Below are 14,524 nucleotides of genomic sequence, written 5' to 3'. Positions count from 1 at the left end.
AGTGCAGCAATGCATGGAGCTGACCAGTACTAATCGGTCGAGGGCTTATCCTACAAGCTTGCCGGAGACATCCGGTAGGCAGCTAAATCGCATGTTTGTTTCGGATCCAGTTTTCAGGGAGCAATCCCTTCAACCGACAGGCTCAAGCAGCTTGAAGGAAGAAGTATTGTTTTCAACATTTGGCGATGTTGAGACCTGAAACATTCGTTTGGTGGCGATAGCGGAGGGGTTCCACACGTACCCATCCCGAACACGACCGTTAAGCCCTCCAGCGCCGATGGTACTTGGACCGCAGGGTCCTGGGAGAGTAGGACGTTGCCAAGCATATGAAAACCACTGTTGAGTGATCGACAGTGGTTTTTTGTTGTTTATTTTATCTTGTGACTAGGGAATCCTAACTTGGACATCAGATAGGCTGTTCGATGGCAAAGCTTTAATGACATAACCAATAACGTCCAAAACCAATAGATTGTTTCCAATTTAACCGTGGCTGTCCTCACTCGAAACACAAGTGTTTTTGGTGGAAAACACAGGCTGGAAACTGTCAACCGTTTCGCTTGACACCCCTATAGTGCTTTGCTAAGATTGCAATAATATATTTTCAGGAACTTATTTATAGTGCTGAACCAAGAGGTTTTACAGGCTTTGAACTAATCGTATTCTAAGGAGGAAAACCCAGGTGTGGGAAGATAAGTTTGGCAAGGAAGGTTTGACATTTGACGATGTATTGCTGGTACCGCGCAAGTCCGAGGTGCTTCCCAAAGAGGTTAGCGTAGCGACCGAGCTGAGCAGTAAGGTGAAATTGAATATTCCTCTGTTGAGTGCAGGTATGGACACGGTGACGGAAGCCGCTATGGCTATTGCTATGGCAAGAGAAGGCGGTATCGGTGTTATTCATAAGAATATGCCTGTGGAGAAACAAGCGGAAGAGGTAGATCGTGTAAAACGCTCCGAGAGCGGCGTTATTACAAATCCATTTTCCCTTACTCCGGATCATCTGGTGTCGGATGCTGAACGGGTTATGGGCAAATTCCGGATTTCAGGTGTACCGATTGTTGATGAGAACAACAAGCTGGTTGGTATTTTGACTAACCGCGACCTTCGTTTTATTCATGACTTCAACATCAAAATCAGTGAAGTTATGACACATGAGAACCTTGTCACTGCTCCTGTAGGTACAACCCTTCAGCAGGCTGAAGTTATTCTGCAGCAGCACAAAATTGAGAAGCTTCCTTTGGTGGACGAGACCAACACATTAAAAGGTCTTATCACCATTAAGGATATTGAGAAAGCTATTCAGTTCCCGAATGCAGCTAAGGACGAGCAGGGCCGCCTTCTTGTTGGTGCAGCAATCGGTATTTCCAAAGATACTTTCGAACGGACCGAAGCGCTGGTTAACGCTGGTGTAGATTTGATTGTTGTGGATTCGGCCCATGGTCATTCCATTAACATTATTGATGCAGTTCGCCAGTTGAGAAGCAAATATCCTGAACTGACCATCGTTGCAGGTAACGTTGCAACAGGCGAAGGCACTCGGGAGCTGATCGAAGCTGGTGCCTCTGTTGTCAAAGTCGGTATCGGTCCAGGCTCCATCTGTACAACTCGGGTAATCGCAGGGATTGGTGTACCGCAGATCACAGCGATCTATGACTGTGCGACTGTTGCCCGTGAGTACGGTGTTCCAATTATCGCTGACGGCGGTATCAAGTATTCAGGTGAAATTACCAAGGCTCTTGCAGCTGGTGCTTCTGCTGTTATGCTGGGAAGCTTGTTCGCAGGTACTGAGGAAAGTCCTGGTGAATCTGAAACGTATCAAGGTCGTCGTTATAAAGTATACCGTGGTATGGGATCGATGGCAGCGATGAAGATGGGCAGTAAAGACCGCTACTTCCAGGATGATGACAAAAAGCTTGTACCTGAAGGTATTGAAGGACGTGTGGCCTTTAAAGGCCCTCTGTCCGATACTGTACATCAGCTCATCGGCGGGCTTCGTTCCGGTATGGGATACTGTGGTACAGCCACATTGAAGGAACTGCGTGATGATACAAGCTTCATCCGTATTACGGGTGCAGGCCTTCGTGAGAGCCATCCGCACGATATTCAAATTACGAAAGAAGCACCTAACTACTCGCTGTAAATTCGGAAATAGACAATCTTACCAGGCAGGCAGGGCGTAAAAAGGCTCTGTCTGTCTTTTTTTGCTTATATCACTATGATAGAATAGAACAAGCGGCCAACAAGAGAACACGCAAAGGGTTTAAATTCTCCTTCAACGTCAGTTGATAGAATAGGTTAACCTATACATAGAGAATGGTAGAGAGACACTTTTCTCCTGCCAGCATAAGCAAATCCGCATATAAATCTGTTCTGTAGGAACGCTCGTTAAACTCCGGTTTAATGAATTTGAATAAGGGTTTGAGAGGAGTTTATATTCATTGAAAGCGAAGCTTAATATCCAACAACTACGTTCCGGTAAGAGCAAACGTCAAATCATCAAGAAGAGCATGGCTTCAGTTATGCTTTTAAATATGTTATGTGTATCAGCTTTGCCAGCTGCAGCTATTTTGGCGCCTGATGCGACTTACGCTGCGGCAGCTTCAACAGCTGTAACGCCAAATACGATTAACCCGTCCGTCACTGCCCCACAGCTTAAGCTGAATTCTGCAATTTTGATTGAACCTACCACCGGACAGGTACTCTTGTCTCTGAACCCAGATGAGCCGCTGCCTCCTGCCAGTATGACTAAGATGATGACCGAGTACATCGTGGCTGATCAGATCAAGCAGGGCAAGCATAAGTGGTCTGATGTTGTAACCGTTGGAGAGAATGCGGCACAAAGCATTGGGTCCCGTATTTTTCTGGCTAAAGGAGACCAACATACGATTGAGCAGCTGTATATAGCGATGGCCGTTGGATCAGCCAATGATGCAACGGTAGCACTCGCTGAGTATATCTCCGGTTCTGAAGAAAACTTCGTTAAGTTGATGAATGAAACTGCCAAGAAGATGGGTATGAAGAACACTGTGTTCATTAATTCCACGGGTCTGGACCGTGCAGATATGCCCGCCAAGTACAGACCGGACACGGACAAAGAAACCTTGATGACGGCTCGGGATGCCTCTATTCTGGCTACACGGATCATTCAGGATCATCCTGATTTTAACAAGTATACAACCATTCAGAACTACAAGTTCCGTGACCGGGATGCATCTCCGATTGTGAACTGGAACTGGATGCTTGAGGCCAACAAGAATGTGACCAATTTCAAGCAATTCGCTTACGAGGGTCTGGATGGTCTCAAAACTGGACACACGTCAAATGCGGGCAACTGCTTCACAGGGACTGCTGTTCGTAATGGCGTTCGGCTGATCAGTGTCGTCTTTGGTGCAGATACCGAAGCACATCGTTTCACTGAGACCAAGAAAGTGCTGGACTATGGTTTCAACAACTTCGAAGTCAAACAGGTCGTAGCTCCCAAAACAACGGTTAAAGGCACAGAGACAGTGAACGTAACCAAGGGCAAGGAATCTTCAGTACCTGTTGTAACAGATAAAGCTGTAAGCTTCATCGTTCCAAAAGGCGCCAAGGATCCTAAGCTCACAACCAAAACTAATATCACGCCCGCTGAATCCCTCGTGGCTCCGTTAAAGAGCGGTACCAAGGTCGGAACAGTCACTTATACGTATCAGCTGGATGCTAAGGCGCAGCCGCAGACCCAAACCGTTAACCTGATCACTTCAGAAGAAGTGGAAAAGGCAGGCTGGTTCCGCCAGCTGTTCCGGGCTATCGGCGAATTTTTCGGTGACCTGTTCGACAGCATCAAAAATCTGTTCTAATCCTTATTAAACGACAGGGGTTTAAGGACAAACTGTTGTATATTTAAGATGCTTAATGTAAAATATCGAGTTAGATTGTAATATCATTTTCAGAAAAAATGTTGTTATCAAACATTTTGCATATGTATAACCACTACGGGAGGCATGAACATGGAAACGGGAACATCGCGTGTAAAAAGAGGTATGGCAGAAATGCAAAAAGGCGGCGTCATTATGGACGTCATGAATGCGGAGCAGGCAAAAGTTGCAGAAGCAGCCGGTGCTACAGCTGTAATGGCACTTGAGCGTGTACCTTCCGATATTCGTGCTGCCGGCGGCGTAGCTCGTATGGCTGATCCTACAATTGTAGAGGAAGTTATGAAGGTTGTATCCATCCCTGTTATGGCCAAAGCAAGAATCGGTCATTATGTTGAAGCTAAAGTGCTGGAATCCCTGGGTGTCGATTACCTTGATGAGAGTGAAGTACTGACTCCTGCCGATGAAGTTTTCCATATTGATAAGCACGAGTTTACCGTTCCTTTCGTTTGTGGCGCCAAGGACCTTGGCGAGGCACTCCGTCGTATTGGCGAAGGCGCGTCCATGATCCGTACAAAGGGTGAGCCAGGAACAGGCAACATCGTTGAGGCTGTGCGTCATATGCGTTTCATCAACAGCCAGATCCGCAAAGTGGCCAACATGTCCAAGGATGAACTGTATGCTGAAGCTAAAAACCTTGGTGTAGCGTATGAACTGCTGCTTGGTGTACATGAGACAGGTAAGCTGCCTGTCGTTAACTTTGCTGCCGGCGGTGTTGCTACTCCTGCTGATGCGGCTCTGATGATGCACTTGGGTGCAGACGGTGTATTCGTAGGCTCCGGTATCTTCAAATCGGACAATCCTGAGAAATTTGCCCGTGCCATCGTAGAAGCTACGACACATTACACGGACTACAAACTGATTGCCGAAGTGTCCAAGAACCTGGGCACACCAATGAAAGGCATCGAAATCTCCAGCCTTGCTGCAGCTGATCGGATGGCCAATCGCGGCTGGTAAGAGAGAAGGAACTAGCATGAAGATAGGGGTATTGGCATTACAAGGCGCTGTCGCCGAGCATATTCGCAGTATTGAGCTGGCCGGAGCTGAAGGTGTGGCCATCAAACGTGTAGAGCAGCTGGAAGAGATCGAGGGCTTGATTATTCCTGGCGGAGAGAGCACAACCATTGGCAAGCTGATGCGTAAATACGACTTTATGGATGCGATTCGTGAATTTTCTTCGCATGGGAAACCGATCTTTGGTACATGTGCCGGTCTGATCGTTCTGGCAGAACGGATTGACGGTCAGGAAGAGGCTCACTTGGAACTAATGGATATGACGGTAACCCGGAATGCTTTTGGTCGTCAGCGCGAAAGTTTTGAGACGGATTTGACGATAAAAGGAATTGAAGAGCCGGTTCGGGCTGTCTTTATCCGCGCGCCGCTGATTCAATCGGTTGGGGAACAAGTGGATGTGCTCTGTGAGTATAAAGGTGAGATTGTGACCGCACGTCAAGGGCATCTGCTGGCATCCTCGTTCCACCCGGAATTAACGGACGACTACCGTCTCCACAGCTATTTTGTGAAAATGGTAGAAGAAGCAGCAAAGTAATCGGATGAGCCGTTCCTTAACGGTGATATGAATGCAAAAGATAAGAACACCTTGACTCCAGCGACTCCGGTACCGATTGAGATGCCTGATCGCAGCAGAGAGCTTCATGAGAAAGGCACGGCCCTCTACAGGTGCGGCGGCCCGCCGATTGAAAGTTCTCTGCAGGAGTGAAGGTTGTTTTTTTAGGAGGCTATCTTGTGTTAGATGTTAAAATATTGCGCAATGAATTCAGCAAAGTGGAGCAGGCTCTGCAGAACCGCGGTAAGTCGCTTGATCTGATCGCTGATTTTCCTGAATTGGATACGCGCCGCCGTGAACTGCTGCAGGAGAGCGAAGCACTGAAGAATCGCCGTAATACGGTCTCGGGTGAAGTTGCCCGCCTGAAGAAGAACAAGGAAAATGCAGATGAATTAATTGTCGAAATGCGCGAAGTATCGGATCGAATCAAGCAAATGGATGAGGAGATCCGCCATCTGGAAGCCCGTATCGATGAATTGACAATGGCGATTCCGAATATTCCTAATGAGAGCGTACCGGTTGGGACATCGGAAGATGATAACGTGGAGATCCGCCGCTGGTCGGAGCCGCGTTCATTTGAATTTACACCAAAGGCACATTGGGATGTTGCGCAGGATCTGGGTATTCTGGATTTTGAAGCAGCGGCCAAGGTGACAGGTTCCCGTTTTACCTTCTATAAAGGTCTGGGAGCCCGACTTGAACGTGCATTGATCAACTTTATGATGGATCTTCACAGCAATGAACACGGCTATGAAGAGATGCTGCCGCCGTACATTGTGAACAGAGACAGTCTGTATGGTACGGGCCAGCTCCCCAAATTCGAAGAAGACTTGTTCAAACTGCGGGATACAGAATACTACCTCATTCCTACTGCTGAGGTACCTGTTACGAACTACCACCGTGAAGAGATCCTGGACGGAGAAGAGCTTCCTAAACGTTATGTAGCGTACAGCTCCTGCTTCCGCTCGGAGGCGGGTTCCGCAGGCCGTGATACGCGCGGTCTGATTCGCCAGCATCAATTCAACAAAGTGGAGATGCTCAAGATTGTTCATCCCGATCATTCGTATGAAGAGCTGGAGATGATGACGAATAATGCCGAACGTGTGCTGCAGCTTTTGAACCTGCCTTACCGTGTTCTGTCGCTGTGTACCGCTGATATGGGCTTTACAGCTGCCAAAACGTATGATCTGGAAGTCTGGCTTCCGGAGAGCAATATGTATCGTGAAATTTCATCGTGCTCGAACTGTGAGGACTTTCAGGCGCGTCGGGCCAACATCCGTTTCCGCCGCGAAGCCAAAGCAAAGCCAGAATTCGTACACACCCTGAACGGGTCCGGACTGGCCGTAGGCCGCACGGTTGCCGCCATTTTGGAGAACTACCAGCAGGCAGACGGCAGTGTAGTGATCCCCGAAGTACTCCGTCCATACATGGGTGGTGTTGAGACAATCACGCGCAAGAACTAAAAAGATTGATTTGATTTAGTAAATGTGGTAAAATCATTTTGTTACGTGTTCAGAGAACCTGTGAATGTAACAGAACATTTTATCACCTGGAGAGGTACCGAAGCGGTCATAACGGGGCGGTCTTGAAAACCGTTAGGGGGCAACTCCACATGGGTTCGAATCCCATCCTCTCCGCCATAACCTTTAAATGACACGCCGTACATTGCTTTACGGCGATTATGATTGAAACGCACTAGACTGTTGAACAGCGGTCTGGTGCGTTTTTTTGTATTGGTGACCGTTAGTGAAAAATCTAACGGGAGGTAATCAATATGAGTTCAAGCAATGGAAAAACACCGCAAAAGCGCGGGCAAAGGAAGAATAATTTAGACATTCCCCAGCGGTTATTAGACCGCCTTACTCCTTCGGTCTTGGAAACGCCTCGGTCCACGCTTCAAGAAGCCGAGAAACCTCGCCCTGAGACGTTGACACTGGACAAGCTATTTAACCGTTACTACGCCGCACGACAAGCGGCAGGGGCGGCAGAACGCACCTTAGAAGACTACAGAAAGCATATGAACTGGTTTCGGCGTTTCTTAGCCAACGAGTACAGCGGTCTTGATAACTTTGTACCTAACCGTGATGTCATCCGTGTATGGATTTCATCTATGTTGACGGTACAGAGGTTGAAGCCTTCAACAATAAATATTAGATTACGTACAGTTAAGGCAATGTTTAATTGGGCTATAAGTGAAAGAATCATAAAAGAATCTCCATTTGAAAATGTTGAGTTATTGAAGGTACCTGAGGAAGATTTCCAAGTGATTTCAAAGGCACAGGAAAGAAAGCTCTTCAATTGCTGTGAATTGACTACTTTCTTGGGACTGCGTGATGCATTATTGATGTCTTTTCTGCTTGATACTGGGGTGCGTATTGGGGAGTGCATGAGAATATTTGTAGAGGAAATTGATTTACAGAATCGCTCTGCTTCCGTACGTGCAGAATCAGCTAAAAATAGAAAAGCACGGACAGTTTACTTTGGAGTAAGAACCCAAGAACTATTGGTTATTTACCTTGCTTGGCATGAGATGAACGGACAAGCTCCAAACTTATTTCTAAATGAATATGGTCAGCCATTAGATAAGAATTGGGCAACAAGATGTATTAGCTACATCGGGAAGAAGGCAAAGATTACGGGGGTTCGTATAAGTCCTCACACATTCCGCCATACATTTGCTACTCGTTATATAAAGGCAACAGGTGACCCTTTTTCATTACGACGATTGCTCGGACATTCATCAATGGAGATGGTCAACCGTTATGTTAATCAGGATGTTGCTGATGTTCGTGAGCAATATGAGAAGTTTATGAACAGAGGGGACTGAGCGGTGCTTATGGACTAAGGTATGGCTGGGAAGATGGTGTAACTACCACCTGAACTTCTGGGCATTTTCAGAAAAGTATCTAAGCGATGTTGTAGATAAGATGATGAGCACTATGTAGGCTAACATTAGCGTAATTTTTGTGATAAAATATGGAAGGGAATACCACTTATAATACTACTTATAATATAACTTCACTACCCCCTCACGAAATAATAAGGGGGGTGTTTTGGTTTGTTTTCAACCAGTATTCTTAACCATATCGATGCTGATTTAGGGAATGGAATTAAAGAATTTCTAAAAACTTATTGGTTTGTAATTGGAATGCTATTTGGTGCCATCCTGTATCTGATTGAGCAAAAGTTTAAGAAATAACTTTGAGGAGGAATACGATTGAAGCAAGTGAGCAAAATTATTGGAATTGAGGAATACAGAAGGATAAGGACTTTAAGGAAATATTCTAAATCAAAACCTATTAAGAAACTGACGGCAGAACAAATGAAGTCCTCAAATGAGAAGAAAAGACGAGAAGATTGAAGTCAGCGGAACAACGAATATTTTAATTATTAGGAGTGGGCGCCATGAGCACAAAAAAGCCGTTAGAGCAAATTATCGAAGATGAAACAGCTTTGAAGTTCTTGGAGATGGCTGGTGAGTTTAATCAATATACTGAAAATACTCGCACAAAATTAAACCATTTGATAAAAATGGTTTTTGGGCAATATAGATTTGGGGGAGACGCCAACTACGATTTAGTTCGTAGATTAGATAGGGTCATTCAAGGATGGGAGACAACGGAGGAGCTCATTGGATTTATTAAAAATCGTCAGGACAAGCAGGACTAATATTTATCTTTCCCGCCGCCGCAAAGTCCTCGGATTTCAGTAGGAAAGAAAGACTGTACTTCTCCTTAAAATCTAATATTTGATTGTAGGCGACTTTCTAGACTGAGGTCGTCTTTTTTTGTTTCCGCAACTTTGGCAGTATCAGCATTCCAGATGTTTTGTTCCCCCCCTCTCCAGCATCCATTATGAGTTTGAATTTCATTCGACTATGTGGGGATTTTTGAAGCTGTCTTCTTAAATATATAGATGTGTCCGAATAAGGCATATTAAGTCAGAATCAAAGCTCTTAAAGTAGATTATTCAAAGGAGAAGTGGGAATGGAAAGTTTAGTGAGTTCAAATATAGTGTGTGACAAGTACAGCATTTCTAAACGCACGCTATGCAGATGGAAACATGAGGGATTACCTTCTGTCAAATTATCATACAACATGGTCAGGTATCAGCTTGCTGAAGTGGCTAAATGGATTGAATCTAACAAAGTTATGGTGGCAGGAGCGGGAAAAGAATGAGTATAGCGCGTGAGCTACTCGAAGAAGCAGACAAAAGATTAAAGAGAAGTAGAGTTAATAGAGTAATAGATGGGAATGGGGAAGAACGAACCGATTGCATAGTAATAACCCCTGAAATGCGGGAAGCGGCTAGAAGGAGGGGGAAGCTGGAGACTTACAGGAACAGGACGGAAAATCCATTTACGATGGTGAATATGGAAGGAGCAAAACAATTAGCGACAATGGAGAGGTTGAGTACAAAGGAGTTGGGATATTTTTTGGTGCTTCAATCATATATAGGTTATGACAACATGCTTAAAATGTCGTTAGATGCAAGAATACCTATGACTGAGAAGGGACTAGCGGAAGTACTAAGGATAAGAGATAAAAGAACATATTCCAACTTGCTCAGAAGGTTCGATGAACTAGGCTTAATACAAAGCCAAAGGGTTTCTTTATTTAAGAAAGAATATGAAGCGTTTTACATCAGTAAAGCCTATTGCCTAAGGGGAACAAGCAAAGAGACTAGACTAGTCAAGGTTTTCATCGAAGCTATGCATGAACTGTACAGTCAGCAGGATATAAAGCCCGCTGATATTGGTTTCTTATATCGTATACTCCCATATATGCACTTTGAAAGTAATCACCTTGTAAGGCATCCCTACGAAAAGGATTTATCCAGTGCAGAAGCATTATCTCTAAGGGATGTAGTAGAAATCACTGGTATGGATGAAAAGAATGTCAAGGAACATCTTAGAATTAAGCTGTCTGGCGAGCATGTTTTTGGCTCGTTTAAGGCTGGGAAGAACAGTGTTTACAAAGTCAATCCATCATTATTCTATCGAGGTATTGCATCGGAACTAGTGAAAGCAGACTTTACTTTGACGGAACAGAGCCGTAATTAATGCGCTGTTCCTGTAACATGTACCGGAAAGTGATATTCACAAATTTTATAAGAGGAAAATGCAATCTCAATCGAGGGGTGTTTTTGCAGGAATATTGAACAACCGAGGGGTATTTTTGCAAACTTTAAAGTGGTCTCAGCCTTAGAGCCATAAGGGTTTTAGGGACTTCCCAAAAGTAGTATCTCTCTTATCTTAGAAGATATATATAATTATTAAAGTTATAACTATAGGCAGAAAGGTTATTTATTACCCAAAATAATCCGTTTACCGCGAAGCAAAGCAAGCAATCGTCAATCTTATTCAACATGTCCCTGTTGACGATTCAAATTATAGGCATTAGCAAAGAATATATAGCTGATTAATGATATAACATATATATGATTGAAGTACCCAGTCATCTTAGTTAAATGGTTAGGTACTTGCCGCCTGAACTGGAATGAAATATATTCCGCATGTTTAAAATCAAATATGCATTGGCAGAGGAGTGAACAATATGACGTATTAAAATTAAAATTATACTCTACTTGCCAATGGATAAAATATATTCTTATGCAAGTCGTCGTCCAAATCTAAGCGCTTACGTAATCATTCCTATAGTGGCGGCGCTAAGATTCAGATAAAAGGATGTTATGGGCTTGTCAGAATATTGCCAACAAAAATGTTGCTTAGCAGAATGTTGTCGTTGGAACCGATGGATACATAATCATGACTTATACTTCATCTAACTAAAGTGCTCTTGGTAAACCGGAGTTTTTGTGTGTGACCCTGCGTAGCCCTAACTTCCTCGTTCTGATTCCGTTCCGGCGAATATCCCCCTCCCCCACTTCAGATAAGGTATATTATCAGAATCAGTTTGTTCAGAATATCGTATTGAAATGTAACGGTATATATATAGATGAATTTGGATTTAATAACAGTTTAATTGACGATAAATGTTTTTTAACTACTTGTAATAGATTCGCCTTATTTCGACATACATTGTCAAACAAGGCAGTTAGAATATAAGTAACTTAAAATATTTAGCCTTGAAGAGGTGCTTTAATTGGGGACTTTATCGGAAAATGTAAACAAAGACAGAGATGGCGGATACTATGCAGTAAAAGGATTTCTATATCAATTCGATATGACTATAAAAACTATATTGCTGAATCCTTCTCAAGACGTTCTATTTGAACAATTGCAAGATATCAGCTATGAAAATTTTATCATTCAAGTAAAACATAAAGAATCACAAACATATGCTCATAGTAAAATTAGAAAACCAATTGTTCAGTTGTTAGATTTACATAAAGAGGATGAAAGTAAAAAATATCGCTTGCATTGTTACTTTAAAAATACAGTTTCACACAAGAAGAATTTATCTATAAAAGAATTAAACGACATTCTATCGGTTGAGAAATCTAATTATACAGCTCAGCAAAAAGCAAAATTCTTAAAATGCTTTGAACTTTATTATACTGAGGATTTTATTACGCAATTCGACGAGGTCATTTCATTAATTGAATCTTCCTACAGTTTAAAAGATAGGCAGGAGGCTATTTTACATCATGCAATGATTCGCTCTCATTTACTTCAATTATCAATAAATAAAGATAAGTTACAAAGGATGATTAATAAATCAAATTTAGATTCATATGTAATAAAGGCGAGAAAGTTGTTCTTCGATTCGGGTTACGCTAGTTATCTTGGAAGAGAAAAATATGAAAGATACCTTAAAAAGATGTACTTTACAGTTGACTTAAATTTATTAAATTTAGAAAGGTTATTCATAGTAGATATATATGAAGATTTGCACTTCTCTATTATAGCCAAGATAATGTCTAAGATTATAAGAAAATATAAGAGACTTAGTAAATCGCCACCTCCTATTTTTTATTTGAGAAAATTGAGCAGAGAGAGAACAAATCATTTCAAACAACTTGTGTATGATAACGGCGACAAATTTAATGATGGCACATTTTTTGATGGGGACAGATTTAGAATTGAGAAGTTTAAAGATGACAACGATTGCCTTTTTAAAATTATAAATGAGAAGAATTTAGAAGAGGTACTAAGTGCTAATTACATTAATGAAATTTACCATTTCTATTTAAGTGATTATCTTGAGATAGATGGAGCTAAAGACCGAATTACAAACATTCATCTTGAAGATATTTCTCAGATATTAAATATAATTTAACCTAGGAGGGCGATGTACAATGAGTATGTTTGATATTGAGGAGAAAGTCGCAAAGGTTATTTCTGTTCTACCTAACAAAATTAAAATTGAAATCAATAATATTGAGCAATTTAAGCTACAGAGTGAAAAGTTTTCTGTGGGTTCTTATTTGAGAGTATCTGATAGCGAAGATTGCGCATTAATTTGTATAATTGAAAATTTTACAATTCAAAAGGAAGAAAACAAAGATAGTATTTATCTTATAGAAGCAATGCCCATAGGCTTTTTAGATGTTGATGGTAAGTTCACAAGGGGAGGCAATAACATTGCTATTCCTCCAACTGATGTAGAGACAGCAAAAAATGAAGAAATTCAACAAATTTATGATTCAATCGAAATTGATAGTAAGTTCTGTTTTGCATCACTTTCTCAAGATAAATCAATTAAAGTACCTGTTAATGGAAATAAATTTTTCAATAAACATATTGCTGTAGTTGGGTCAACTGGTTCAGGTAAGTCACATACAGTTGCGAAGATTTTACAGGAAGCGACATTAACAAAAAATGTTGGCTACAAAAACTTGAATAATTCTCATATAGTTATCTTTGACATCCATTCTGAGTACCATACTGCGTTTCCGCATGCGAACTACCTTGATGTTGATTCTCTGTTTCTGCCTTATTGGCTTATGAATGGAGAGGAATTAGAAGAATTATTGGTGGAAACAGGTGAAAATCAAGCTTATAATCAATCATCTCTCCTGAGAAGGATAATAACTAGAAACAAACAAACTACCCATGATAACAGCAATTTAACTTATGATGCACCTGTTAAATTTTCAGTTTCTGAGGTTTTGAATTGTCTACTAAATTTAAGTAGAGAAACAAAAAATTATAAAAGTCCAAACAAAATGAGCATAAAGAGTAATGAGCAATCTTTTGAAACAGATGAAGAAAAATTTGACTTTTATTTTAAAAAACAATATGAGTTCGAAGAAGCGAAAAGTCAGAGTTTTAGCAAGGGGACTTATAATGATGGAAGTTTAGAAAAGTTTATTTCGCGTATAAGAAATAAATATTTGGATAAAAGGTTAGAATTTTTATTTGGAGAAAAAAGTGAAAGCCATACGTTTGAAAGCACCTTGAGACAAATATTAGGCTATGAAGAAGATAGAGAATCAAATGTCACAATAATCGACTTGAGTGGAGTTCCGTTCGAGGTGTTAAGTATTACTGTATCCTTAATATCAAGATTAATATTTGAATATGGATATCACTATAAAAAAATGCTGGAAAAGGTACAATCAAACAACGAGGTTAATTTAGAATATGCTCCTATATTGTTAGTATACGAGGAAGCCCACAAGTATGTACCAAAGAACAGCTCAGCAAAATACAATGCATCCAGAGTATCTATAGAGAGAATAGCTAAAGAAGGAAGAAAGTATGGTGTTAGTGCCATGATTGTAAGCCAGAGACCATCCGAAATTTCTGAGACAATATTTTCACAATGCAGCAATTTTGTCTCCATGCGGTTAACCAACCCTGAGGACCAGAACTATGTAAAAAGACTAATGCCTGATACGCTAGGTCCACTTACAGATTCACTACCCACACTTAAAGAAGGGGATGCAATTCTGTTAGGTGATGCATTGATTATGCCTTCTTTAGTCACAATTGATAGATGTGCCCCATCGCCTTCCTCAAATGACATAATGTATCTCGAACACTGGAAAAAAGAATGGCTGGACATCTCCTTTGATAAATTAGCCGAGAGATGGATTAAATAAATTAATTAGAATAAGGAGCCATTTATTGTGGCTCCTT

The 14,524-nt window shown here is 41.8% G+C and carries 13 protein-coding genes, 1 tRNA gene and 1 rRNA gene; all 15 read left to right on the top strand.

Annotation, left to right across the window (positions count from 1 at the left end; genetic code table 11):
• Positions 1-207: 207 nt before the first annotated feature.
• The 15 genes from rrf (at position 208) to herA (ending at position 14,487) form a co-directional block, all read left to right on the top strand.
• Positions 208-324, top strand: a 5S ribosomal RNA gene (rrf, locus tag Q5741_RS20275).
• A 355-nt stretch (positions 325-679) separates the two neighbouring features.
• Positions 680-2,137 (top strand): IMP dehydrogenase, encoded by a 1,458-nt coding sequence (guaB, locus tag Q5741_RS20270; RefSeq protein ID WP_305025930.1) that lies wholly within the window; start codon positions 680-682, stop codon positions 2,135-2,137.
• Positions 2,138-2,504: 367 nt separating this feature from the next.
• Positions 2,505-3,836 (top strand): D-alanyl-D-alanine carboxypeptidase family protein, encoded by a 1,332-nt coding sequence (locus Q5741_RS20265; protein ID WP_305025932.1) that lies wholly within the window; start codon positions 2,505-2,507, stop codon positions 3,834-3,836.
• Positions 3,837-3,986: 150 nt separating this feature from the next.
• A complete protein-coding gene (gene pdxS / locus Q5741_RS20260) occupies positions 3,987-4,868 on the top strand; it encodes a pyridoxal 5'-phosphate synthase lyase subunit PdxS (protein WP_305025929.1) in 882 nt (293 codons plus the stop codon).
• Positions 4,869-4,884: 16 nt separating this feature from the next.
• Complete coding sequence (gene pdxT / locus Q5741_RS20255) at positions 4,885-5,460, top strand: pyridoxal 5'-phosphate synthase glutaminase subunit PdxT (protein ID WP_305025928.1); 576 nt, start codon at positions 4,885-4,887, stop codon at positions 5,458-5,460.
• A gap of 27 nt (positions 5,461-5,487) precedes the next feature.
• A complete protein-coding gene (locus Q5741_RS20250; RefSeq protein WP_305025927.1) occupies positions 5,488-5,631 on the top strand; it encodes a hypothetical protein in 144 nt (47 codons plus the stop codon).
• A gap of 26 nt (positions 5,632-5,657) precedes the next feature.
• The gene (gene serS, locus Q5741_RS20245) at positions 5,658-6,941 is read left to right on the top strand and encodes a serine--tRNA ligase (RefSeq protein WP_305025926.1); all 1,284 of its coding nucleotides are present in this window, start codon (positions 5,658-5,660) and stop codon (positions 6,939-6,941) included.
• A gap of 88 nt (positions 6,942-7,029) precedes the next feature.
• Positions 7,030-7,118 (top strand) — tRNA-Ser (locus Q5741_RS20240).
• Between the two features lie 134 nt (positions 7,119-7,252).
• The gene (locus Q5741_RS20235) at positions 7,253-8,305 is read left to right on the top strand and encodes a tyrosine-type recombinase/integrase (protein WP_305025925.1); all 1,053 of its coding nucleotides are present in this window, start codon (positions 7,253-7,255) and stop codon (positions 8,303-8,305) included.
• A 390-nt stretch (positions 8,306-8,695) separates the two neighbouring features.
• Positions 8,696-8,839 (top strand): hypothetical protein, encoded by a 144-nt coding sequence (locus Q5741_RS20230; protein WP_215079060.1) that lies wholly within the window; start codon positions 8,696-8,698, stop codon positions 8,837-8,839.
• A 44-nt stretch (positions 8,840-8,883) separates the two neighbouring features.
• Positions 8,884-9,147, top strand: coding sequence for a hypothetical protein (locus tag Q5741_RS20225; RefSeq protein WP_305025924.1), 264 nt, complete (start codon positions 8,884-8,886; stop codon positions 9,145-9,147).
• A 317-nt stretch (positions 9,148-9,464) separates the two neighbouring features.
• Positions 9,465-9,656 (top strand): helix-turn-helix transcriptional regulator, encoded by a 192-nt coding sequence (locus Q5741_RS20220; protein ID WP_305025923.1) that lies wholly within the window; start codon positions 9,465-9,467, stop codon positions 9,654-9,656.
• Positions 9,653-10,540 carry a hypothetical protein gene (locus tag Q5741_RS20215; protein WP_305025922.1) on the top strand — a complete coding sequence of 296 codons (888 nt, stop codon included), beginning with the start codon at positions 9,653-9,655 and terminating at the stop codon, positions 10,538-10,540. The genes Q5741_RS20220 and Q5741_RS20215 overlap by 4 nt, the downstream gene beginning before the upstream one ends.
• A 1,042-nt stretch (positions 10,541-11,582) precedes the next feature.
• Entirely contained in the window at positions 11,583-12,719 is a 1,137-nt protein-coding gene (locus Q5741_RS20210) for a hypothetical protein (protein WP_305025921.1), read from the top strand.
• Between the two features lie 19 nt (positions 12,720-12,738).
• On the top strand, positions 12,739-14,487 hold the full coding sequence (gene herA / locus Q5741_RS20205; RefSeq protein ID WP_305025920.1) for an anti-phage-associated helicase HerA: 1,749 nt from the start codon (positions 12,739-12,741) through the stop codon (positions 14,485-14,487).
• Positions 14,488-14,524 lie beyond the last annotated feature (37 nt).

The organism is Paenibacillus lacisoli (assembly GCF_030580655.1).
Taxonomy (GTDB): Bacteria; Bacillota; Bacilli; order Paenibacillales; family Paenibacillaceae; genus Paenibacillus; species Paenibacillus lacisoli.
Note: the sequence above shows the minus strand (reverse complement) of the source record. Positions and strands in the feature narration are given on the sequence as shown.